Origin of the sequence: Paracoccus sp. SCSIO 75233 (assembly GCF_027912675.1) — a bacterium.
In the GTDB taxonomy this organism is placed as follows: domain Bacteria; phylum Pseudomonadota; class Alphaproteobacteria; order Rhodobacterales; family Rhodobacteraceae; genus Paracoccus.
On the sequence record NZ_CP115757.1, the window covers coordinates 1,179,765 to 1,203,060 of the forward strand.

The 23,296-nt window shown below is 61.8% G+C and carries 22 protein-coding genes and 1 tRNA gene; 13 read left to right on the forward strand and 10 right to left on the reverse strand.

All coding sequences use genetic code 11. The features are described from left to right. Positions 1-35: 35 nt before the first annotated feature. From PAF12_RS05745 to glpX, 6 genes are all read right to left on the reverse strand, one after another. Positions 36-497: an RpiB/LacA/LacB family sugar-phosphate isomerase gene (locus PAF12_RS05745; RefSeq protein WP_271109096.1), complete on the reverse strand. Its 462-nt coding sequence runs from the start codon at positions 495-497 to the stop codon at positions 36-38. A gap of 11 nt (positions 498-508) precedes the next feature. Continuing rightward, the gene (locus PAF12_RS05750; RefSeq protein WP_271109098.1) at positions 509-1,270 is read right to left on the reverse strand and encodes a triose-phosphate isomerase; all 762 of its coding nucleotides are present in this window, start codon (positions 1,268-1,270) and stop codon (positions 509-511) included. Next, on the reverse strand, positions 1,263-2,036 hold the full coding sequence (locus PAF12_RS05755) for a DeoR/GlpR family DNA-binding transcription regulator (protein WP_271109100.1): 774 nt from the start codon (positions 2,034-2,036) through the stop codon (positions 1,263-1,265). Before PAF12_RS05755 ends, PAF12_RS05750 begins: the two co-directional genes overlap by 8 nt. A gap of 157 nt (positions 2,037-2,193) precedes the next feature. Then, complete coding sequence (locus tag PAF12_RS05760; protein ID WP_271109101.1) at positions 2,194-6,015, reverse strand: glycosyltransferase; 3,822 nt, start codon at positions 6,013-6,015, stop codon at positions 2,194-2,196. A gap of 514 nt (positions 6,016-6,529) precedes the next feature. Then, positions 6,530-6,895, reverse strand: coding sequence for a hypothetical protein (locus tag PAF12_RS05765; protein ID WP_271109102.1), 366 nt, complete (start codon positions 6,893-6,895; stop codon positions 6,530-6,532). Positions 6,896-7,147: 252 nt separating this feature from the next. Continuing rightward, positions 7,148-8,113, reverse strand: a complete 966-nt coding sequence (glpX, locus tag PAF12_RS05770; protein WP_271109103.1) for a class II fructose-bisphosphatase — start codon at positions 8,111-8,113, stop codon at positions 7,148-7,150. A 223-nt stretch (positions 8,114-8,336) separates the two neighbouring features. Between glpX and cysS the strand changes: the two genes are divergently transcribed. The 10 genes from cysS (at position 8,337) to PAF12_RS05820 (ending at position 18,132) form a co-directional block, all read left to right on the forward strand. Beyond that, on the forward strand, positions 8,337-9,719 hold the full coding sequence (gene cysS / locus PAF12_RS05775; protein WP_271109104.1) for a cysteine--tRNA ligase: 1,383 nt from the start codon (positions 8,337-8,339) through the stop codon (positions 9,717-9,719). After that, positions 9,719-11,335, forward strand: coding sequence for a citramalate synthase (gene cimA, locus PAF12_RS05780; RefSeq protein WP_271109106.1), 1,617 nt, complete (start codon positions 9,719-9,721; stop codon positions 11,333-11,335). Before cysS ends, cimA begins: the two co-directional genes overlap by 1 nt. Next, positions 11,332-12,081: a squalene/phytoene synthase family protein gene (locus PAF12_RS05785; protein WP_271109108.1), complete on the forward strand. Its 750-nt coding sequence runs from the start codon at positions 11,332-11,334 to the stop codon at positions 12,079-12,081. Before cimA ends, PAF12_RS05785 begins: the two co-directional genes overlap by 4 nt. A gap of 108 nt (positions 12,082-12,189) precedes the next feature. Beyond that, complete coding sequence (gene cheB, locus PAF12_RS05790) at positions 12,190-13,236, forward strand: chemotaxis-specific protein-glutamate methyltransferase CheB (RefSeq protein WP_271109109.1); 1,047 nt, start codon at positions 12,190-12,192, stop codon at positions 13,234-13,236. Positions 13,237-13,420: 184 nt separating this feature from the next. After that, positions 13,421-14,536: a 3,4-dihydroxy-2-butanone-4-phosphate synthase gene (ribB, locus tag PAF12_RS05795; protein WP_271109111.1), complete on the forward strand. Its 1,116-nt coding sequence runs from the start codon at positions 13,421-13,423 to the stop codon at positions 14,534-14,536. A gap of 2 nt (positions 14,537-14,538) precedes the next feature. Next, the gene (locus PAF12_RS05800; RefSeq protein WP_271109113.1) at positions 14,539-15,090 is read left to right on the forward strand and encodes a 6,7-dimethyl-8-ribityllumazine synthase; all 552 of its coding nucleotides are present in this window, start codon (positions 14,539-14,541) and stop codon (positions 15,088-15,090) included. Beyond that, positions 15,087-15,566: a transcription antitermination factor NusB gene (gene nusB / locus PAF12_RS05805; protein WP_271109114.1), complete on the forward strand. Its 480-nt coding sequence runs from the start codon at positions 15,087-15,089 to the stop codon at positions 15,564-15,566. The genes PAF12_RS05800 and nusB overlap by 4 nt, the downstream gene beginning before the upstream one ends. Before the next feature lie 117 nt (positions 15,567-15,683). Beyond that, entirely contained in the window at positions 15,684-16,007 is a 324-nt protein-coding gene (locus tag PAF12_RS05810) for a hypothetical protein (RefSeq protein ID WP_271109117.1), read from the forward strand. Positions 16,008-16,389: 382 nt separating this feature from the next. Then, positions 16,390-17,316 carry a YdiY family protein gene (locus PAF12_RS05815; protein WP_271109118.1) on the forward strand — a complete coding sequence of 309 codons (927 nt, stop codon included), beginning with the start codon at positions 16,390-16,392 and terminating at the stop codon, positions 17,314-17,316. Between the two features lie 351 nt (positions 17,317-17,667). Continuing rightward, positions 17,668-18,132, forward strand: coding sequence for an MmcB family DNA repair protein (locus PAF12_RS05820; RefSeq protein WP_271109119.1), 465 nt, complete (start codon positions 17,668-17,670; stop codon positions 18,130-18,132). Between the two features lie 3 nt (positions 18,133-18,135). Here the strand turns inward: PAF12_RS05820 and PAF12_RS05825 are convergent, their stop codons facing one another. Continuing rightward, positions 18,136-18,354, reverse strand: a complete 219-nt coding sequence (locus PAF12_RS05825; protein ID WP_271109120.1) for a DUF6324 family protein — start codon at positions 18,352-18,354, stop codon at positions 18,136-18,138. 96 nt (positions 18,355-18,450) lie between these two features. Between PAF12_RS05825 and PAF12_RS05830 the strand changes: the two genes are divergently transcribed. The 3 genes from PAF12_RS05830 (at position 18,451) to PAF12_RS05840 (ending at position 19,744) form a co-directional block, all read left to right on the forward strand. Then, positions 18,451-18,527: transfer RNA gene (locus PAF12_RS05830), tRNA-His, on the forward strand. A 115-nt stretch (positions 18,528-18,642) separates the two neighbouring features. Continuing rightward, a complete protein-coding gene (locus tag PAF12_RS05835; RefSeq protein ID WP_271109121.1) occupies positions 18,643-19,038 on the forward strand; it encodes a YqjD family protein in 396 nt (131 codons plus the stop codon). Between the two features lie 4 nt (positions 19,039-19,042). Then, on the forward strand, positions 19,043-19,744 hold the full coding sequence (locus tag PAF12_RS05840) for a phage holin family protein (RefSeq protein WP_271109122.1): 702 nt from the start codon (positions 19,043-19,045) through the stop codon (positions 19,742-19,744). 40 nt (positions 19,745-19,784) lie between these two features. Here PAF12_RS05840 and PAF12_RS05845 read toward each other — a convergent pair whose 3' ends face one another. From PAF12_RS05845 to PAF12_RS05855, 3 genes are all read right to left on the reverse strand, one after another. After that, the gene (locus tag PAF12_RS05845) at positions 19,785-20,147 is read right to left on the reverse strand and encodes a DUF1850 domain-containing protein (RefSeq protein WP_271109123.1); all 363 of its coding nucleotides are present in this window, start codon (positions 20,145-20,147) and stop codon (positions 19,785-19,787) included. Next, entirely contained in the window at positions 20,144-22,234 is a 2,091-nt protein-coding gene (locus tag PAF12_RS05850) for a TRAP transporter permease (protein WP_271109126.1), read from the reverse strand. Before PAF12_RS05850 ends, PAF12_RS05845 begins: the two co-directional genes overlap by 4 nt. A 62-nt stretch (positions 22,235-22,296) precedes the next feature. Then, on the reverse strand, positions 22,297-23,247 hold the full coding sequence (locus tag PAF12_RS05855; RefSeq protein WP_271109128.1) for a TAXI family TRAP transporter solute-binding subunit: 951 nt from the start codon (positions 23,245-23,247) through the stop codon (positions 22,297-22,299). Between the last annotated feature and the right edge of the window lie 49 nt (positions 23,248-23,296).

Here is a 23,296-nt window from a genome sequence, read left to right on the forward strand (position 1 = left end):
TTTCAGCCGTCCGTGCCTGCCGGTGGCCGGTAGCCTCAGCCCTTGCTGTATTTCGCATCAACTTCGTCGATGGCGTTTACATTCCCGGCAGAACGGCCATTGCTGTCGAAGTTCTGCGTCTCCGCCAGCCACGCATCGGCAATGGTCTTGGCGACTTCCGCGCCGATCACGCGCGCGCCCATGGTGATGATCTGCGCATTATTCGACAGCGCCGCACGTTCCGCCGAATAGGTGTCATGGGTCAGCGCGGCGCGAATGCCCGGCACCTTGTTGGCCGCGATGCAGACCCCGATCCCGGTGCCGCAAACCAGAATGGCGCGGTCATAGGTGCCGGCCAGAACCTCGCTCGCCACCCGGTCGGAGAGATTGGCGTAAAATGCATCCGGCCCGGCATCGGTGCGGCTGATTTCGGCCACCTCATGCTTGTCCTTCAGGTGATCGGCCAGAACCTTCGCCAGACCTTCGCCCGCGCTGTCGCCTGCAATTGCCAGTTTCATAAGTCACTCCTTCAGATTTTGGCGGCGCATTTGGCGAGGATGTCGAGATAGCCTTCAACATTCCAGGCCGAGCGCCCGATGAACAGCCCGTCAATATGCGGGCAGGTGATAAGCTCTTCGCAGTTGTCGGGGTTGACCGATCCGCCATAAAGACAGGGGATGCGGCGGCCCAGAACCTCTTCCGCGACGCCGATGATCTCCGCCTGCCGCGCATCGGCATAATCGGATGTCGCGGGAATCCCACCATCGCCAATGGCCCAGACAGGCTCATATGCCAGCAGGATTTCGGCCTGTTTCTGCGCCCCGGTCAATTGTCCGAGTGCTGCGCGAACCTGCCCCGCCAGCACCTCCTGCGCGCGCCCGGCCTCCCGCTCGGCCAGCGTCTCGCCGATACAGATCAGCGGAATCAGCCCGTGACGCAGGGCGGCCTCGGTCTTCAGCCCGACGGTTTCATCGGTCTCCCCGAAATGCGCCCGGCGTTCGGAATGGCCCAGCTCGACCATGTCCAGACCGCAATCGGTCAGCATCACCGGGCTGATCTCGCCGGTCCATGCGCCGCGATCTTCCCAATGCATGTTCTGCGCCCCGACCTTGACGCTGCTTTGCGACAGGATCTCCTTCACCTGCCGGACCAGCGTAAAAGGCGGGATGACGAAACGCTGGATGCGCGGATCGCGATCCGCATGCGCCGCGGCCAGAGCCTCGGCAAACGCCACGCCTTCGGCCAGTGTCTTGTTCATCTTCCAGCTTGTGCCAATCCAGAAATCAGCCATCCACATTCTCCGCAATTAACAGGGGGATCCCGGCACGCTGCATCGACGCTTCGAGATCGGGGGCAGGGGGCGCATCGGTGATGACCGATGAAAACTCGTCCAGATCGGCCATGAGATGCAGGGCCGAACGCCGGAACCGCTGGTGATTGACCAGAAGCACGCTCCGCTCCGCCGCCGCCATCATCGCCCGCTTGGTGCGGACCACCTCCGCATTCATGTGAAAGGCTTGCAGCCCCGACACGGCGGGGGTGGAGATAAAGGCGATATCGGCCCGCAACCGGGCCACAGCCGCCTCCGTCACGACGCCGAAATAGCCGTTGAACTTGGCGCTGAACACGCCGCCAAGCGCGATCAGCTGCACCCGCGTCACCTCGCGCAACGTCTCGATCACCTCGCCATTATTGGTGATGACCGTCAGCGGTGCCTTTTCCGTCAGCCGCGCGCCCAGATGCGCCGCCATGGAGCCGTCATTGATCATCACCGACATGCCCGGCTCGATCATCTCCAGCGCCGCATTCGCCATCCGCGCCTTTGCGTCGCCGTCCTGCATGGCCCGGATACGAAAATCGCTTTCAAACTGGTTGCCGGCCTCGATGGTCGCCCCGCCCCGCACCTTCCGCAGCAGACCGGCCTGCTCCAGATCGTCCAGATCGCGATGAATGGTCATCCGCGAGACATCGAACCGCGAAGCGAGATCATCGACATCGACAGCCCGCCGCTGGATCAGGCGATCCATAATCATCTGCCTGCGCTCGTCGCGTTTCATCCGGGATTCCCTCACTCATCCTCTTGATAACACGGAATGCGAACATTTCAACAAATTTTATGTTATTTTGAGGCGAAATAATGTGATAACAAGCTCGGCAACAGAAAAGTGGCCACTGCCCCGCGATGGCCGCTTTCCCTGGCAAGTCGGATGCAAGTCAGATTCCGATCACATTCCTTTGGCTATCGTCGCCCTCGATCCGATGCGGAGCGAGCTGGTCGATGATCGCGGACGCGATATGCGGCAGATCGAAGTTGCGCTCGGCAAAAGCCCGAACTTCGCCGAGATCGCCGCGCCAGTTTCGTATTCCCTCAACGGCGTCGGTCACATCCGCATACACCCACGCTGTCGGATAAATCTCATCCGCACCGTCCCACGGCAGGCATATCGGACGACAACCCGCTGCCGCGCCATCGGCAATGCTGTAGTGGAAGCTCTCGAAATCGCTGGTCGACAGCACAAAGTCCACGCCCGCATACCACTCCGCCATATCGTCGCCTTGCGGATCGAAAGCGACCGCGCCTTTCAGCAGCGGATCGTTTTCCAGCCGGGAATATTGATGCGCGAACCAAGCCATTTCCTCTGGCCGGTTGCTCATCCAAGCGAAATCCGCCGGTTGTTTGCCCTTGATCCTTAGCGTGTAGCTGTCATCGCTACGCCGCAACTCCCGCAGGATATCCAGCGCGATATCGATGCGTTTGCTCTGCGGTACCATACCGACAAAGCCCAGCACCTTGCCATTGCTTGTCCGCCGCGGCACCGACTGAAGCCCTGCCACATCGACGCCGTTATAAACCACATGCCCGTTTTGGTGCAGCACCGGGAAGCGCGCGGAAACATCGCGGAGAATATGCGGACCGACGAACATTACTGAATCGAAGGCCTGGAGCGGAACCTTGGGCAGCAAAGGCGAAACGATTTCCTGCCGATGCAGCCTGCCAATCAATCGCTGACCGGGCAGCTTATGGTTACCGTACCAGACAGCATTGCCGAGCATCCACTCACAGAAAACAACATCGGCCTGTTCAATCAGACGCCGACTGCTGTTCGGGTTGTGCTTATTATGTCCGTCCCAGAAATCCAGCAGCACACGGTATCCCGCGTCACGGAAAAACGGGAAAAAGCGCCGGACGAACTTCAGATCATGGCCTGCGATCAGTAAGGTCTCTCGTTGCTGCAAGACGGGCTTTTGTTGGTAAACCGCATCAGGCTTGCGAAGACCGAGGCCATTCTGCGTCGAAGCCCAGCCCTTGAGCGCATCGGGCGTAAGTGCCAGGCCCGCCGGTGGACGCAATAACTCCGGCGCGGGATCGAATTCCGATGTTTCGAAAGACGGGCCGGGCCAGTCCTCGCCACGCGGCTCCGTGTCGTGTCGGAAGCCGATCCGTTGATGCGGTGCATAGCTGGACAACCAGATCAGATCTTCGAAATCATCTGCTTCGCAGGTCAGCAGGGTCGCTGCATCCGTGACAATCCAGCTTTCGCCCGCAGAGGTTGTTCTCTCATAGGGCTCGATACATTCAATCAAGCCCTGCTCAAGATACGCCTTCGTCTCGGATTCCCAATCCGTCGCGACGATGATCTGTGGCCGGATGCTCTGATTGCGCAGAATTTCTGCGATCTTCATGGTAATCTTATCGGTGATGAGGCCGACTGCCGGAGGTTGCGGTGCCGCAATCCGCAGCCCGGCGGTGCGCAACATCTGCGTCAGCCGGTGCTGCACTGTATGTGCCCGCATTACCGCCCGCGCGGCCGCCAGCCCGATACGCCAGCGATGTGCAGGATGATCCATAAGCCGCTCCAGCGCGGCGGCTGTATCGCTTTCGCTGGCGATCACCTCGATATTGCCGTCGAGATACCGCGACATCCCCTGTGCCGGTCCCGATATCTGTGGCGTGCCGCAGGCCGCTGCTTCAATCACCCGGCGTGAGAACATGGTTGGAGAGTCCATGACCGAATTGACATTGAGCTGGACCGGATGCGCCTTATAGGCCTCGACCATATCGGCGTAATCCAGCCCTCCTGCGACATGTCCTGCCAGCCCAGCCGGATATTTATACGGAGATTCTGGGTTGTTGTGCTGGCGATCGTAAATCGTAAGCCCGATGGGTGAAGCCGCGCTGGCGATTTTATCGATATATTCCGTCCGATCCGCATAGCGTTCACCGTAATAGGTGCCGCCATAGGCAGCGGTTTCCTGCCATTGGCGCTTTGATGGCAAGAGGTTATGCAGTCGGGGCGAGGCGAAGAAGGATATGCTGCTTGCGGTTTTCGTAACTGCGTTTGGCGTGCTGAGATAAGGAATGATCCGTCGACTGTCGGTGGTAAATACATGATCGCAAAGACTTGCGGTCCGGCGAAAGCGGTCGAAATGCACCGGGTCTTCCTTGTTCCAGAACAGCGTCGGGATACCCGCTTCCCGGCAATGCTCCAGAAGCGCCTTCAACGCTGCGAAGGCGTCCTCTCCATAATGGCCGACCTTGCGGTGCCATTTTCCGTCATTGCCGGCCCAAGCTGACTCGACCAACAAGGCATCGATGGAGTTCCGGTCGAGTTCCTGCCGCCAGTCATCTGGCGACAAAGGCAGGATGTTGACCGCACCCGCAATGCTGTCCGTGGTGAAGCGGTCGGCGATCAGACCTAGGGTGATCTCCTCCACAGGCTTTGCAGCCCCCTTGGTCGTCTCGGAACGGATGGTGCGGTCCCGGACGGCGTCCAGTGCATCGCTGTAGGTCTTCGTGACCCTGTTCCAGCTCCGTTCGTCTTCCGTCCAGGCGCGGGCTTCACGACCCAGCCGGTCGCGCTCCGCCCGATCATCCATCAACTCTCCCAGAACGCGGGCGAGGTCCGCCGCATCTCCGGCCGCGAATGTCCTGGCGCGCTTGCCGTCTCCGGACATAACTTTGTGGGGCGAGACATCCGACAGAACCAGTGCCTTGCCCATTGCCATAGCTTCGAGCGGTTTCAGAGCAGAGACCATCTCGGTTACCGGCAGCGAAAGTCGCGGGATCGGCATGATATCCATGCAGGACAGGTAACGCGGCACCTGATCGAACGGTACACGTCCGACAAAGCGGCATTTTTTCGCAATTCCAAGTTCCTTGGCGGCTTCTTGCAAGCCGTCCGTCGAAGCCCCGTCACCGACCAGAACAAAGACGAAATCCCGCCCTTGCTCGTGCAACTGCGCCAGCGCCCGCATCAGGAGGTCCAGACCTTCGTAGGCGACGGCGCTGCCCGCGTAACCGATAACGGGAACGCCGTCGGCAAGCCCCAGTTCGGCGGCAGTTGTCATGTCCGCAGGTGTTGCGGTGAAGCGCTCAGTATCGACCGCATTCGGCACCAAGCTGATCAGGTCGCGCGGCACGCCCCAAGAAACAAGTTCATCGACGAGTTCCTGCGTCAGCGTAATGACGCCATCGGCCTCAAGTGCGACCTGTTTTTCCAGCGTGCGCGCCAGTTCGTAGCGTTCGGAGTTCATCCAGTCAGGCTGAGTGGAGGCGCGGGTAAGCTCCCACAACCCCCGAAGTTCGTAGATGAATGGTAACCCTAGCCGTCTGGCGGCCATCAGGGCAGGCAGCGCGGTAATATGGTTCGATGCAGCCACAATCATTTCCGCACCGCTCAGCTGCGCCTCGCGCAGAAAATGATCGGCGGTTTCGGCGAGATAATAATCAAGCGGAGTCTTGTTCAGATCGTAACCTGCCTGCGCCGCATAGGTGATACCCGCGACCTTCGCTTCATGGAAACGCTCTGAAATTCCCTTGCCCTTGATATCCCACGGAAAGCCGCATCGGGTGGTGGCGCGCACCGACCAGCCGTTTTTCTCCAATCCGACAGCGATCCCATGAGACCGGTTGGCATATCCGTTGGTGACATGCGGCAAGGACTGATGGAGGCAGTAAAGCAGGCGCCGACGCTGCGGCGCAAGCCCCGGATTGGGCTGGCGCGGCGGCAGCTTCCAGCCGGACAGCAACCTCATCTGTCCTTCGATCGCGCTTTTCAGTTCGTTAACTGATTTATGTCCGGTCCCGTGGGTTCGAACCAGTTCTTCCATAATCTTATGCGGTTGGTGCAGCTGCCCCGCACGAAAGAAACCGTAACTTGCGGCGGAAAGGTCAGGTGCGACGAGTCTGCGCGCAGCCTCCTCGCGGGTTTCTTTCTGGAGCTTTGCTCGGTTGAGTACGACCCCGCCAGGAGCGGAGTGTCTGGGTTCCTTCTGTCTCGGTCCCTTCAGCGCAGCTTCGCCCGCCGTTAGCTTGAGAGCGGCGTCCATTAAGAATTTCTGAGACGCATGTCGTCCATATTGCCCGAGAATTTCGGCAGCCTGAAAAAGATGACGTATATGGGATTTATTCATACTGCGTACCTAGCGGGGTAGGGTTATAAATCGTCGGGGCGAGCGGTCTTATCAGACCGAAGGCGGTCGCGACATGGCGGTTTACGGTAAAGGAAACCTTTTGCCGCGCGAGATCAAAAAAACTGAAAGAAGGAAACTAGCCGCGTAACCGAGCGATCAGTCCCTTTAAACCACGGAGAGGCTTGGTAATGCGCCAGGACAAGCTGGAGCTGAATTCAGCGAGTGTTGCCTCGTAAGCATCCCGCTGTTCGGTGAATTTATCCAGGAAAACGGCACGTTCGGAAATCAGATCGGACATGGCATCGTCGCGTTGTTTTCGCAGTTTTTGGATGAGCGCCTGATCAGATTTTCGGCTGTTCTGCCGATCCGCCTCCGTATGCTGCATGAGGAGGACGATATCTTCAACTCGCGCGGCAAGTTGCTGTTTCAACTCAGCATTCTCTGCCTTGAGTGCGTTGAAATCTGAACCTGACTCAGGTTGGTCTGAGTTTTGGCCGCTCATGTCGGGCAAGGGGCTTCGCATGTGTTATCCATACCGTTCCGTCCTGTAAAACAATCACTAGCTGATTCTATAACGAATTTAAATACATGCAGGGAAAATCTCTTGTATAACCTTAGGATATCCTACATTTGCTCAGCAGACTAGCGACATATTTAGCAATTATATCATGCCGCTGTTGTTTTCGTGGAACTACCCTCGGGGGTGAATGGCCGTCAGGCCAGAGGGGGCGCGAGCGCCCCCTTTTCGGTCATATCAGCGGATCGGGTTGCGGTAGATCATCCGGCGGACGGAGCCGGTTTTGGAGCGCATCAGGATGGTTTCCGTCTCCAGATATTTCGGCTCGCGTTTCACGCCGCGCACGATGGAGCCGTTTGTCACACCGGTGGCTGAGAAGATCACATCCGCCGTCACCATTTCATCGCGGGAATAGATCCGGTTCAGATCGGTGATCCCGGCCTTCGCAGCGCGGCCTTTTTCGTCATCATTGCGGAACAGCAGCCGGCCCCACATCTGCCCGCCCATGCATTTCAGCGCCGAGGCCGCCAGCACGCCCTCCGGCGCGCCGCCCGCGCCCATATACATGTCGATGCCGGTCATCTCCGATTCCGCGCAATGCATGACACCGGCGACGTCACCATCGGTGATCAGCCGGATCGCAGCGCCCGTGGCCCTGACCTCGGCAATCAGATCCTCGTGGCGGGGGCGTTCGAGGATGCAGACGGTGATGTCGGAAGGCTTCACGCCGCCCGCCTTCGCCAGCGCCTCCACCCGCTCGGTCGGGGTCATGTCGAGGCTGACCACATCCTTGTCGTATCCCGGCCCGATGGCCAGCTTGTCCATATAGACGTCGGGCGCGTGCAGCAGCGTGCCACGCGGGGCCATGGCGATCACGGTCAGGGCGTTCGGCATGTCCTTGGCGGTCAGCGTGGTCCCTTCCAGCGGGTCGAGCGCGATGTCGACCTCCGGGCCGTTGCCCGCGCCGACCTCTTCGCCGATATAAAGCATCGGGGCTTCGTCCCGCTCGCCCTCACCGATGACGACGACGCCCTTGATGTCGAGCTTGTTCAGCTGTTCGCGCATGGCGTTGACCGCCGCCTGATCCGCCGCCTTCTCGTCGCCGCGCCCGATCAGCGTGGCAGAGGCATGGGCCGCCGCTTCCGAAACCCGCGCGAGCCCCAGTGAAAGCATCCGGTCATTGAAATCCTTTGGCGCGGCCATCTTGTCCTCCTGATGAAAATGCGTTGCCGCCTGCATAGGGGGGGCGGCGCGGTCGGGCAAGCCTGTCGGCGCTAACGGGGCGCGTTGCCGCATGGACTTGGCAGCGCCGCGCTTATCGGCTAAGCGGGGGCATGTTCGCTCGCCGCACCATCTGCTGCATTATCCGCTGACGCATTACATGCGGGGCAAGATGCTGTGAGCAGGGTCCCGCAAGGGGGACTTCATGGTCGACATCCATCTGACCAACACGCGCACCCGCAAGAAGGAACGGTTTGACCCGATAGATCCGGGCAATATCCGCGTCTATGCCTGCGGGCCGACCGTCTATGACCGGGCGCATCTGGGCAATGCGCGGCCCGTGGTGGTGTTCGACGTGCTGTTCCGGCTGCTGCGGCATGTGTATGGCGCGGGTGCCGTGACTTATGTGCGCAACTTCACCGATGTGGATGACAAGATCAACGCGCGGGCGGCGGAAACCGGGCGGGCGATCCGTGACATCACCGAAGAGACGATCGGCTGGTATCATGACGATATGGACGCGCTCGGCGCGCTGCGGCCGACGCAGGAACCGCGGGCGACGGATTACATCCCCCAGATGATCGCCATGATCGAGGGGCTGATCGCCAAGGGGTTCGCCTATGCCGCCGAGGGGCATGTGTTGTTCGAGGTCCGCAAATTCGACGAATATGGCAAGCTGTCGGGGCGTTCGCTCGACGACATGATCGCAGGTGCAAGGGTCGAGGTGGCACCGTTCAAGCGCGATCCGATGGATTTCGTGCTGTGGAAACCGTCAGAGGGTGAGCAACCGGGCTGGGCGTCTCCGTGGGGCAGGGGCCGTCCGGGCTGGCATATCGAATGCTCGGCCATGTCGGCGGAACTGCTGGGCGATGTGTTCGACATCCACGCAGGCGGCATCGACCTGCAATTCCCCCATCACGAAAACGAAATCGCCCAGAGCCGCTGTGCGCATGGCAGCAAGGTGATGGCGAATTATTGGCTGCATAATGAGATGCTGCAGGTTGAGGGTAAGAAGATGTCCAAATCTTTGGGCAATTTCTTCACCGTCCGCGACCTGCTGGATCAGGGAATACCGGGCGAGGTGATCCGGTTTGTGCTGCTGATGACGCATTACCGAAAGCCGATGGACTGGACGGCGGAGAAGCTGCGGGAGGCCGAGGCAACCTTGCGCAAGTGGCATGACATGGTGGCGTGTGTCGAGCCAGCACAGTTTCCGGCCGAAACAGTTGTCCGTGCGCTGTCTGACGATCTAAACACGGCTGCAGCGCTTGCTGCAATGCATGAACTAGCGAGGCGTGGAGCAGCATCAGAGTTGGCGGCTTCGGCTCAATTGGTTGGGCTTTTGGACGTTGAATCAGCCGACTGGATTTACTCGGATGTAAACGCGTCCATTGATGATGAGATTGAAGACTTGATAGAGAATCTTCTCGAAGAAAGGGCAGCCGCTCGCAGTGCTCGCAACTTTGAGCGGGCTGATGCAATCAGAAATGGCTTTGAAGCGGCAGGAGTATCCCTCACCGACGAGGCGGATGGCACATCTTGGTGTCCAACGCCGAATTTTTCTCCCACGAAGCTTCGAGAAATATGATGCAGACTGACCGCCTCTACCTCTACGACACCACCCTTCGCGACGGCCAGCAGACACAGGGCGTGCAGTTCTCTGCCAGCGAGAAGACCGAGATTGCGCGGATGCTCGATGCGCTCGGGTTGGACTATATCGAGGGTGGCTGGCCCGGTGCGAACCCGACCGACAGCGAGTTTTTCGAGAACCCGCCCGCGACGAAGGCCACGCTGACAGCCTTCGGGATGACCAAGCGGGCAGGTCGCTCTGCCGCCAATGATGAGGTGCTTGCGGCGGTGCTGAACGCCGGGACCGGCAGCGTCTGTCTGGTCGGCAAGACCCATGATTTCCATGTGCATGAGGCGCTTGGCATCACGCTGGACGAGAATGTCGAGAATATCCGTGCCTCGCTTTCTCATATTGTCGGGCTGGGGCGGGAGGCGCTTTTTGACGCTGAACATTTCTTTGACGGCTTCAAGGCGAACCGGGATTATGCGCTGCAATGCCTGCTGGCAGCGCGCGATGCCGGGGCGCGGTGGATCGTGCTGTGCGATACGAATGGCGGCACGCTGCCCCATGAGGTCGGCGCGATCACGGCGGAGGTGATTGCGGCGGGCATCCCCGGCGACCGGCTCGGCATTCACACCCATGACGACACAGGCAATGCGGTGGCATGCAGCCTCGCGGCGATCCGGGCCGGGGCGCGGCAGGTGCAGGGCACGCTGAACGGGCTGGGCGAGCGTTGCGGCAATGCCAATCTGACCACGCTGATCGCGACATTGGCGCTGAGGGAGGAATTCGCCCCGCTGGTGCCGCAGATCAGCCGGGACGCGCTGAAATCGCTGCTGAAAACCTCTCGGCGGCTGGATGAGATCCTGAACCGCGCGCCTGCGCCCGGTGCGCCCTATGTCGGCCCGTCGGCCTTCGCCCACAAGGCCGGGCTGCATGCGAGCGCCATCGTCAAGAACCCCGCCACCTACGAACATGTCGCGCCGGAGGCGGTCGGCAATGCCCGCATCATCCCGATGTCCAATCAGGCCGGGCAGTCGAATCTGCGCGCGCGGCTGGCGGAGGCGGGGATGGAGCTGCCGGAAAGCGCCGATCTCGCCGCGATCCTGACGGAGATCAAGCTGCGCGAGGATCAGGGCTATGCCTATGACGTGGCGCAGGCGAGTTTCGAATTGCTGGCGCGCAGGCATCTGGGCCTTTTGCCGAATTTCTTCGAGGTGGAGCGTTACCGGGTCATTGTCGAGCGGCGGCGCAATGCCGTGGGCCAGCAGATATCGGTGTCGGAGGCGGTCGTGGTCGTCCAGCTTCGCGGGCAGCGTTTCATGTCGGTGAGCGAGTCGCATGGTGAAGGCGACGCCGATGATCGCGGCCCGGTCAACGCGCTGTGGCGGGCCCTGGCGAAGGATCTGGGGCCGTATCAGGAGACCATTGACGATATGCGCCTGGTCGATTTCCGGGTGCGGATTACGCAGGGCGGGACGGAAGCCGTCACGCGGGTCACCATCGACAGCGAGGACGGGCAGGGGCAGCGCTGGTCGACCGTCGGCGTTTCCCCGAACATCGTCGATGCAAGTTTCGAGGCGCTGCATGACGCGATTGTCTGGAAGCTGATCCGCGACGGTGAGCGCCCGTGACACCCGATCACTGCGCTGCCATGCTGCGCGAGGCCGATCCCGACCGTTTCGCCAGCGTCATGGCGGCGGAGGCGCGGGACCGGCCCCGGCTTGCAACGCTCTACGCGGCCAATCTGGAGATTGCGCGGGCGGCGGTCGCCTCCAAGGAGCCGCTGATAAACGAGATGCGGTTGCAATTCTGGGCCGATCAGATCGCCGGGATGGTGAAGGGCGAAGCGCCCGCCGCGCATGAGGTGGCGACGCCGCTTTATGAGGCTTGGGGCAGCGAGATCGCGCCGCTTTCCGCTTTGGTGGATGCGCGCAGGCGGGATGCGCTGCGCGAGCCGTTCAGGGATGACGCGGAGTTGCTGGACCATATCGACGGCTGCACCGGCAATCTGATGTCGCTGGCGGCACTGGGTTGCGGATATGACGGCGATGCGGAGTTGATCCGGTTGCAGGCACGCGGGGCGGGGCTGGCCGCGTGGCTGGGGGTCTATGACCGGATACGGGCGATGAATATGGGGCTGTTCCCGGAAAGCCCCGCAAGGCTGGCGGCTTTGGCCGAAACCGGGCTGGCGGCGTTCGACGCTGTTCGCGGGCTTCGGTCCGGGGTCGGGCGGCGGGTTGCTCCGGCGCTTTATGCAGGGGCCGGGGCGCGGGCACGGCTGATGGCGGTGCGGGATGGGAAATCTGCCGATATTTCGATTTTTAGGCAGAATTTCTCGCGGCTTTCGCTGGCTTTGCTGGGCCGCTGGCAGGGCTGAGCGATCCCGTTAAACGCCTGTTCATGGCTTCCTGCCATTGCCGTCACAAGGCAGATAGGACGGCCATATGCAGCAGACCCACGACGACACAAACCGCGCGCCTGACCCATGAAACCAGTGCGCGTTCTGATTATTGACGATTCCCAGACCATGCGGCGGCTGATCCGTCAGCGGCTGGCGCTTGAGGCCCGGATCGAGATCGTCGGAGAGGCCGCCAATGCCAGCGAAGCGGCGGAGGCGATTGAACGGCTTTCGCCCGATGTGCTGACGCTGGATGTGGAAATGCCCGGCCAGTCGGGGCTGGCCTTCCTGCGCGATCTGATGCAGCGCCGACCGATGCCGGTCATCATGGTGTCGTCAGAAACCCGCAGCGGCAGCGCCGCCGCCGTCGAGGCCTTGTCTGCCGGTGCCATCGAGTGTTTCGGCAAGCCGCGACCCGGTGATGCGGCAGCGGCATTCGCGGAACTGCCGCCGCTTGTGCTCGCCGCGGCGAAATCGAATTTCCGTGCCACCTTGCCGCAGAAAGCGGACCAGCCGCCACCGGATGCGCCCCCCTTCCGCTGGAACCGCAAGATCGTGCTGATCGGGGCATCGACCGGCGGGATCGACGCGCTTGAGCGGGTCATCGCGACGATGCCGGAAAACTGCCCGCCGATGCTGGTGGTCCAGCATATGTCCGGCGGCTTTATCGATAGTTTCGCGAAGCGGATGAACGAACGATATGCGCCCGAAATCCGCGTCGCCGCCAATCGTGAGCCCTTGGCACAGGGCCGCATCCTGTTCGCGCCGGATCGCGACCTGCATGTGACGCTGACGGCGGGTTCGCCCGCAAGCTGCCGGTTCAACGATCTGCCGCGTGTCAAAAGCCATCGGCCCTCGGTCGATATGATGTTCAACTCTGCGACGCCGATGGCGCGCCGCGTCGTGGCCGCGCTGCTGACTGGGATGGGGGAGGACGGTGCGGCCGGTATGCTGGCGCTCAGACGGGCAGGGGCGGTCTGTCTGGCGCAGGATCGGGCGAGTTCGGTCATCTGGGGCATGCCGCGTATGGCGTGGGAAAATGGCGGCGCGGAACGGCTGGTGCCGCTGGCCGGGATCGGGCCTGTGCTTCTGGCCGAAACCGGACGGGCTGCAAGCGGCGGCGTGGCGGTCTGATCCGGGCCGCGACCGCCGGGGGCCGACGCTGCGACTGACCAGCGCAGATGCTGCGACAGACCGGCGCAGATGAGGACGTGACGTGCCGTTCCGGGTGTTGCCCGCCCGGCATTGCTCGCCAGCCTGCCGGGGGTCATATATCCTTGCGCCACCGAATCGGAAGCCGATGAGAAAGAAGCCATAAATGCAGTATGAAAAACCGGGCCCTGTCGAGCGCGACTGGTCGGACGCCATCTCCGGGATTGAGGAGATCATCGAGGACGCGCGCAATGGGCGCATGTTCATCCTCGTCGATCATGAGGACCGGGAGAATGAGGGCGATCTGGTTATCCCCGCACAGATGGCAACACCGGATGCGATCAATTTCATGGCCACGCATGGGCGCGGGCTGATCTGCCTGTCGCTGCCGAAATCGCGGATCGACGCGCTTGGGCTGACACTGATGTCGCCGAAGAACTCCAGCCGCCACGAAACCGCCTTCACGGCGTCGATCGAGGCGCGGGAGGGCGTGACCACGGGCATCTCCGCCCATGACCGGGCGCGCACCATTGCCGTGGCGATTGATCCGACCAAGGGGGCCACGGATATCGCCACGCCGGGCCATGTGTTTCCGCTGCGCGCCCGCGATGGCGGGGTGCTGGTCCGCGCCGGGCATACCGAAGCTGCCGTCGATGTCGCGCGGCTGGCCGGGCTGAACCCGTCAGGCGTTATCTGCGAGATCATGAACGAGGATGGTTCGATGGCGCGGCTGCCGGATCTGGTGGCGTTCGCGCAGAAACACGGGCTGAAGATCGGCACGATCAGCGACCTGATCGCCTATCGCCGCCGCCACGACAATCTGATCGCGGAACGGGCGCAGCGGCAGGTTCATTCGATCCACGGCGGCGACTGGATGATGCGGGTCTTTGCCGATGAAACCCAGGGCGCGGAGCATATCGTTCTGTCGAAGGGCGATCTGTCGACGCCAGCACCTGTGATGGTGCGGATGCACGCGCTCGATCCGTTGCAGGATGTGCTGGGCATTGGTGATGGCGGCGAGTTGCCCGGCGCGATGGCGCAGATCGCGGCAGAGGGGCGCGGCGTGGTCGTGCTGATCCGTGACCTGACCCAGACCGTCCAGATGGAAGGTGCTGCAAGCCCGCACACGCTGCGCCAATATGGGCTGGGCGCTCAGATCCTGTCGGCGCTTGGCTTGCATGAATTGATCCTGCTAACCAACTCCGCCCCGGTGAAAGTGGTCGGGCTGGAGGCTTATGGGTTGTCGATTGTCGAAACCCGCCCGATTGCCGGAAAGGACTGAGCATGGCCGGAAGCTCTCATTACGAAGTGCCGCTGCCGGCTTTCGAAACCGCCCCCCGGCTGCTGATCGTTGTCGCGCCGTATTACCGCGACATCGCCGATGATCTGGTCGCGGGCGCACGGGCGGTTGCCGCGCAGGCGGGCGCTGTCGTCGATCTGGTCGAGGTGCCGGGTGCGCTTGAGATCCCGACGGCCATCGGCATGGCGGCGCGCAGCGGGCGGTTTGACGGTTTCGTGGCGCTTGGCTGCGTGATCCGGGGGGAGACGACGCATTACGACACGGTCTGCAATGACAGCTCGCGCGGGCTCACCTTGCTGGGGCTGGAGGGATACGCCATCGGCAATGGTATCCTGACGGTTGAAAATATGGATCAGGCTGCGGTCCGTGCCGATCCCAACGGTCAGAATAAAGGCGGCGGAGCGGCGGCTGCGGCCTTGCATCTGGTTCATTTGTCGCGCAAATACGCGCCCATTCGCCGGCAGCCTTCCTCCGATCTGGAGGATCGCGATCCGATCCGGCTGGCAGGACGACTGGAAGGACCGACCGGCGCATGAGCAGCCAGACACGACAGGACGAACGCCGCCGCCGCAGCGGCGCGGCGCGGCTCTACGCCGTTCAGGCGCTGTTCCAGATGGAAGCCGCAGGACAATCCTCCGACCGCGTCCGCCGCGAGTTCGAGGATTGGCGCATCGGGGCCGAGGTTGAGGGTGAGGTCGCGCCGGACGCGGATGAAGCGCTGTTCGGGCGCATTCTGGATGATGCGGTGACATGGCAGGGCCGGATCGACCAGATGACCGACCGGGCGCTTGTCGCGCGCTGGCCCATCGACCGCATCGACCCGGTTCTGCGTGCCGTATTCCGCGCCGCCGGGGCTGAACTGGTTGCCGCCAAGGCGCCGCCGCGGGTGATTATCAGCGAATATGTCTCCGTCGCCGCCGCGTTCTTTACCGAGGGGAACGAGACGAAATTCGTCAATGCCGTGCTTGACCATATGGCGCGCGAAGCGACGCCGGGGGCGTTCGGACAATAGCCCGATCCTGTTCGGCGGGCGCGGACCTGCCGTTCACAATTTTCGCGCTGCGGCAAATCGCCGCTTTCTTTCTGCCGAATCGCTGTTAGGCTTGGCCCGCTTCACGAGGAGAAAGCGATGCCCAAGCTCATCCGGCTTTATATCGTCAATATCGCCATCGGCTTCGTTCTGGCGGTGATTTTCGTCGCCGGGCTGATTGCGTTCGATATTGTCCAGCTTCGGCATCTGATTACCTCCGTCGCGGGCGGCTGGGTCGCGGTGCTGATGCTGATCGTGTTCCACACAGTGCTGTTTGCGGGTGTGCAATTCGCGATTGCGGTGATGAGCATGGCCGAGGATGGCGGCGGCAAAAGCGGCGGACGCAGGGTCCGTATCTGGAAACCAGCCGCGCAGCGCCAGGTCGCGACCGTGCCTGCGCAAGGTCAATCCCGCCGGAACTGAGCCAAAAACCGCCGAGAACTGCACAAAAACTGTCCAAATCGACAGGTCGATTTCGGCGCGCTTGTTGTATTCGCGCAACGCGGCCATCACGGTTTGCAGAATTGTATTACAGAAATGTAACGGAACGTGGCCGGAAGCTATCAAATGTTTACCGTGATGCGGAACTGCCACATGCACGCAACCCGTTGAAAGTAAAACGCTTGAGCAACTTTTGGTTGCGGCTTCGGGAAACTCGCCGGAAGTTTCATGTCAAATCTTCACATTTTCGGTAACAGTCCAATCGTCACGGCGGCAATGGAAACCGCCCCGGATCGACACTAGCTCTTTCCTCGGAAATGACGCGCACCAGAAAGCGCTCATATCAAGAATGAGGATTGAAACCATGAAAGCAGTTGCCCTTCTCGCGAGCGCGACGGCCATCGCAACCGTATTTTCGGTCCCGGCTTTCGCTCAGAGCGAAATCTCCACTGGCGCCGATGTCACCGGCATCACGGCAGTGAATGATCGTCTGGACGACATCGAGGACGCCGTTGAGGATAATTTCGACCGCTCCAACGACGCTGAGCGTTTCGGCCCGCAGGACCGCCGTCAGGGCCTGTTCGGCGGCATCTCGATGACCTATGCCGGCTCCACCGGGAACGACGAAAGCCAGGATTTCGCACTGGCCGGTCGCATGTCCTATAACCAGGGCCCGTTCGCACAGTCCGTCGGTCTGGGCATCGAGTTCGGCGAGGACTCCGACGGTGACAAGGACGCTGAAGAAACCTACGCGATCTATGACGCGCAGTATTACTTCAACGACCGTTTCTATGCCTTCGCTCTGGGCCGGATCAATCAGGACGGCATGGTCGAAGAAAATCTCGACCGGATGAATGACGGCGAACTGACGCTCGACGAAATTGCCGAGCTGAACGGCGCGAAAAAGCGTGATGCCTTCCTCGGCTTCGGTCCGGGTTACCGCATCATCAACACTGCCGACACCACCTGGCGCGTTCAGGCGGGTCTGGGCGTGCGTTACACCCAGGCGGTCGACTTCACCGAAAGCGACAATCTGGCTTCGGACACCGAAACCGGCTACATCGCCTCGTCGCGTCTGTACCATCGCTTCAACGACAATATCTTCATCACCAATGACACCGACTATATCTCGTCGGATTCGGCCGGTGACGAGATCGTCAACGAATTCGGTGTGAACTTCCGCATGTCGGACCAGCTTTCGACCCGCGTTTCCTACGCGACCGAATATCAGGAAAACCGTGAGATCCGCACGGACAATACGCTGGGCGTTTCGCTCGTGTATGGCTTCTGATCCTGTTCCCTCGGATCATAAGTCTCTCGGAGGGGCGGTCTTTGGGCCGCCCCTTTTTCATTGGCGGTAACAAAAAACCGCCCCTGACAGGGGCGGCGTGTGGCGAGAACCGCAGCGACCGTGGGTGCGCAGGTTTTCCCGAAAGCCTGGAGCACCAGGTGGGCGCCGGGTAACATGACCAGGGCCATGACAGAGCCAGCTCCCATCGAGAAATTATAGGCCAGTGGAAAAAGTGGCCCTCACGCGAAGAGCAGAAGCTCGCCGGAAACAGCAGATAGAAGCAGCCGCACCGCGTTTCAAGGGCAGGGGCGGGGGATTGCGGTTTGTTTTCGTTTTGTTCATGATGCGCGTATGGACCATCAGCCCACAGATCCGACATTGCCAGATCAACCCGGCTTCCGGCTGGCGCGCGGCGTGGCGCGGATGCTGCGTAGCCTTGATCACGCGGCGATCTGCGAGTTTGTGCCGGTGCGCGGGCTGCGGCTGGATGTGATCTCGATCTCTCCGGCGGGCGAAATCTGGATCGTGGAATGCAAAAGCAGCCGGGCCGATTTCACCAGCGACCGGAAATGGCAATCCTATCTGGAATGGAGCGACAGGTTCTTCTGGGCGGTCGATTGCGATTTCCCCGACACGCTGCTGCCCGAAGACACCGGGCTGATCCGCGCCGATGCCTATGGGGCGGAGATCCTGCGCGATGCGCCGCTGACGAAGATGGCGGGGGCGCGGCGGACGCGGCTGACACGCGACATTGCCCGCATCGCCGCGATCCGGCTTCAGGCGCTGACCGATCCCGGCGCGGCGCAGCCGGGTTAAGGCTCAGCGCCGGGGCTTGCCCTTTTTGCCCTTAGGGGCCGCCATGGAACGGGCGACCTCGACCGCGGCCATCAGTTCCTCAGCGATTTCGGTGGCCTCGTCCGGGTCGAAATCCAGCGGCAATTCGACGCCTTCGCCCTCGACATAAATGCGGACCATGCCCTGATCCGTTGGCCCGATCTGAAGATTGGCCGCGATATCGCTTTCGCTGTTGATGCCCATGCTGCGTTCCTTTTTTACCGTCCTATCCCGATCGCAATTTTGCGGCAAGTCCGGCCTTGCATCGGCGCGCGGTTGTCGTTAAACGACGCCCACTGTGCCGCCTTAGCTCAGTTGGTTAGAGCGCTGGATTGTGGATCCAGAGGTCCCCCGTTCAAGCCGGGGAGGCGGTACCATCACCTGGAAATCAATATTTGTGTGTTTTAGCATTTATCAGCAGCGGGTGAGGAACGCGCGGCTTTCGGCCCGCGTTTATCCCTGTGAAGTTTGGCACTTACAAGGAGAGCCGACATGGCCAGTAATGAATATTCTGCGAACGACCTGAAAGCCGACGCGAAAGAGGCGGCCCGCGATGTGGGTTACGAGGCGCGTGAGACGCTCGACACGGCGCGGCAGCGCGGCGAGGAGCTGGCAGGTCGTGCCCAGCAGGTGGCCCAGAACGCCCGCGAGAAGGCCGGCGAATACGCCGATAGCGCCCGCGAGCTTGGCCGTGAATATGCCGATGTCGCCCGTGACGAGGCGCGCCGCCTGTATCATGAGGGCGAACGCCGGGCCGCTGATGTCGCAGCCCAGGCAGAGGATTATTACGACGACGTGTCGGATATGGTGCGCCGCAATCCGGCGCAGGCCCTGGGCATTGCCGCCGGGATCGGGTTCCTTGTCGGGCTGATGATCGCGCGCCGCTGATCCAATGTTCGACTATATCAACAACATGCAGCTTGCGCTGGCCGAAAAGGCGCGGCGCAGCTCGCTCAAGGCGGCGGCGGGCGGGGTGGCCTCGATCGGGGCCGGTTTTCTGGTCGCCGCTTTGTGGAGCTGGCTGACATGGGGGCTCGGCCTCGGCGCGACGGTTGCGTCGCTGATCGTCGGCGGGCTGTTTTTGTTCATGGCGCTGATTATCTGGCTGATGGCCGGAGCGCCGCAGCATCCCATGCCCAGCTCCGACGATCTGAAAAACGAGGTCGAGGCGCGTCTGGGTCTTGCTGCCGATGCGGCGCTGAACAAGGCGCGCTTCAAGGCTGAGGAGACGATGGACAATGCGCAGGCACGGGTGTCGTCGCTGATCAACGGTGTCGAAAGCCGCGCACGCGGCGTCGTCGACAAGGCAGAGGCGACCGTCCACAGCGCCGCTTCTGGTGTGTCGGGAATTGCATCGGGCACGGCGCAGAAGGCCGGTCTGACCCGCGAAAATGTCGATGCGGCGCGTGAGAAGGTCGAGCAGGTGACGGAGTCGCGCGCGGCACCGGGGCTGGGCCTCGCCGGGGCTTTTGCTGTTGGCATGGCCGTTGCGGGGACGCTCAGAAAACGCCGCCGCAGACGCCAGCCTGACGATTACTATGCTGACTATGACTATTACGACCGCAACGGACCGGATGACTGGTATCGCGGTTGACGCGCTGATCTGAAAACCCGCCCCCCTTGGGCGGGTTTTCTTATTCGGCTGGGCAGGGTTTCAGGGCGATGGCCGTGCCCGGATCGGCCCCGATCTGCTGACAGGCATCGCCGTCGCAGATTTGCCATGCAGACGGTGTCAGACCGGAGGCGGCCAGCAGCAATTGCGGCTGCGGCGGCAGATCCGGCGACCAGATCCACCAGCCACCCTGCAAGACCGCATTCTCCCCCGGTTCCATTCCCGCGCCGGAACCCTTGATCGCGGCACGGGTCAGGCGCAACGCATCGCCCTCGATCCGCCAGTCCTCGCGCCATTCGACCCGCTCGACGGAGTGGGTCCATGACAGCGAGAACGCATCGCCCGACAGTGTCAGCGCGACAGCACCGGCCAGAAGGCAGCTCATCCCCGGCGGCCCATGAACCACCAGAGCGCGATGAACCCGGCAAACAGGGCGAAGCCGATCTCATCCGTCATCGGCATGGCCGCGATCAGGACCAAAGCCGCGACGGCGGCGAGCAGCCTTTCAACCACGGACAGCCGATGCCCGAGCCAGCCGGTCACGGTCGTCCCCCAAAGCCCGATGGCAATCACGCATTTCAGCAGGATATAGGCCACGGCCAGCGGGAAGCCCACGGACTCTGCCAGCGGACCGCCCGCCTGCATCATCAGGGCCGGGGTGTAGACCGCCATGTAAGGGATCACGAAGCCCGCGGCAGAGACCTTGATCGCCTCCAGACTGATCTTGAAGCCGCTTTCCTTCGCAATTGGTGCGGCAGCAAAGCAGGCAAGCGCCACAGGCGGCGTGAGGTCAGCCAGAATGCCGAAATAGAAAACGAACATATGGCTGACGATCAGCGGCACGCCCAGTTCCAGCAGCGCAGGTGCTGCGATGGACGAGGTGATGATGTAGTTCGGGATGGTGGGGATACCCATGCCCAGCACGATACAGGTCAGCATCGTCAGAACCAGCGACAGCAGCAGCGAGTTTTCCCCGACATTCACGATGAAAATCCCGAATGTGTTCGCAGCCCCCGTCAGCGTCATGGTGCCGATAATGACGCCGACAAGCGCACAGGCGATGCCGACGGGCAGGGCGGTCTTGGCCCCTTCGGCCAGGCTTTCGATCACCTGCCGGATGGTCTCCCGCCCGCCCTGGGTGAAGGCGCTCAGCGCCAGCAGGGCCGCGACAACGCCCCACAGCATCACCTCCTGCCGCTGTTGCAGCACGAAGCCGACCGCCATTGCGATGCCGATCCAGAAGATCACCCGGATCACCGGCGAGGGCAGGCCCAGCATCAGCGAGGCCCCGAGGATCAGCATGATCGTCAGTGCCAGCCCGACCGCGCCCGCGAAAAGCGGGGTGAAGCCGGAGAACAGCAGGAACACCAGAACCGCCAGCGGCAGGATCAGGAACCAGCCATCCCTCAGCGCTTTCCGGGCCGAGGGGAGTTCGGATTTCTCCATCCCGCGCAGCGATCGCCGTCCGGCCTCCAGATGCACCATCCAGAATGCGGAGGAGAAATAGAGGATGGCCGGAATGATCGCGGCCCGGACGACCTCGATATATTCCACGCCGAGGGTTTCGGCCATGATGAAGGCAACCGCGCCCATCACCGGCGGCATGATCTGCCCGCCCATGGACGCCGTCGCTTCCACGCCGCCCGCGAAAGCGGGGCGGTAGCCGAAGCTTTTCATCAGCGGGATGGTGAACTGCCCTGTCGTCACGACATTGGCAACGCCTGAGCCGGAGATGGTGCCCATCAGACCGGAGCTGACGACGCTGACCTTGGCCGCCCCGCCCATCCGGTGCCCGACCATGCCCAGCGAGACATCGGTGAACAGCCGGATCATCCCGGCTTTTTCCATGAAGGAACCGAACAGGATGAACAGGAAAATATAGGTCGCGCTGACATAAAGCGGCGTGCCGTAGATGCCTTCTGTCCCGAAGGACATCTGTTCAACCACCTGTTCCAGATCATAACCGCGGGTCTGCATCGCACCGGGGAAATACTCCCCGAACAGCGCGTAGATCAGGAAGAACCCGGCGACGAGCGGCAGGGCCGGGCCCATCACCACCCAGGCGGCGGCAAAGACCGTGACGAGCGTCAGAATCCCGATCACCGTATCGAGCCCGTTGATATCGCCCGCCCGCAGCATCAGCGGGGTGTAGTTGATCCATTGATAGGCGGCGATGACAACGCCAAGACCGGCCATCGCCCAAGCGGCTGCCTGCATCGCCCGGCTGTGATGACGCAGCAGCGCCAGCAGCGGAAAACCCAGCAGCAGAAGGAAGCCCAGATGGACCGCCCGCTGGATCTGGCTGTTCAGGCTGATCAGATGCGCCGCCGTGGCGACCTGGTAAAGCGAGAACAGAACCGCGATCCAGAACAGCATGCGGCCCTGAATATTGTCGGGAAAGCTGTCGGCCAGCGGATCGTGAAGCTCTGCCACTGCCCCGTCATCGGCGTGGTTCTGCTGTGGTTCGGTCATGTCGTTTGTCCGGCATAAAACAGGGCCGGGACATTTGCGCCCCGGCCCGGAGAGGTGACAGATTACTCGGCGGAAACGCCGACTTCGTCATAGTAACGCTGCGCACCGGGATGGACCGGAACGGTCATGCCTTGCAGGGCCTTCTGCACATCGACCGCCTCGGCAGCGGAATGCGCGGCGCGCAGATCGTCGAGATTTTCGAAGATCGACTTGGTCATCAGATAGGCGGTATCGTCGCTGACCGCGTCCGAGGTGACCAGATAGTTGATGATCGCGACGGTGCCGACCGCCTCATCCTGTCCTTCATAGGTGCCGGCGGGGATTTCGCCCGCGACATAGGGCGCGCCCAGGGTATCGACGACCTCGGACGGGACCGAAACGACCGTGATCGGGATCGAGGTGGACAGGTCTTTCAGCGATGCCACACCCAGACCGGCCGATTGCAGCGTCGCGTCGAGCTGGCGGTTTTTCATCAGTTCGACCGATTCCGCGAAGGGCAGATATTCGACCTTGCCGAGATCGTCATAGCTCATCCCTGCCGCCTCGAAAATCTTGCGGGCGTTAAGCTCGGTGCCCGATTTCGGCGCGCCGACCGAAACCGCCTTGCCCTTAAGGTCTTCCAGCGTGGTGATGCCGGATTCCTCGCTGGCGACGATCTGGATATAGTTCGGGTAGAAGGCTGCAAGACCGCGCAGCTTGTCCAGCGGGGCAGGGAAGCCTGCTTCTTCATCGCCTTCGGCCGCGGCCTTGACGGAATCGCCCAGCGAAAAGCCCAGCTCGCCCCGGCCCTGTTGCAGCAGGTTCAGGTTTTCGACGCTGGCTTTCGTCGACTGCACCTGCACGCGGGCGTCCGGCATCGCCTCCGAATAGAGTTTCGAGATCGCCACACCCATCGGATAATACACGCCCGAGGTGCCGCCGGTCAGAATGTTCACAAAATCCTGCGCGGCCAACGGGGCGGCGCTGGCCGACAGTGCCACAACGGCGGCAGCAAGCGATTTGCGGATGGTCATATCTTTCCTCCCAGAAAGTTGTTCCGTTATCTGTAGCGCCAAGTTAGGG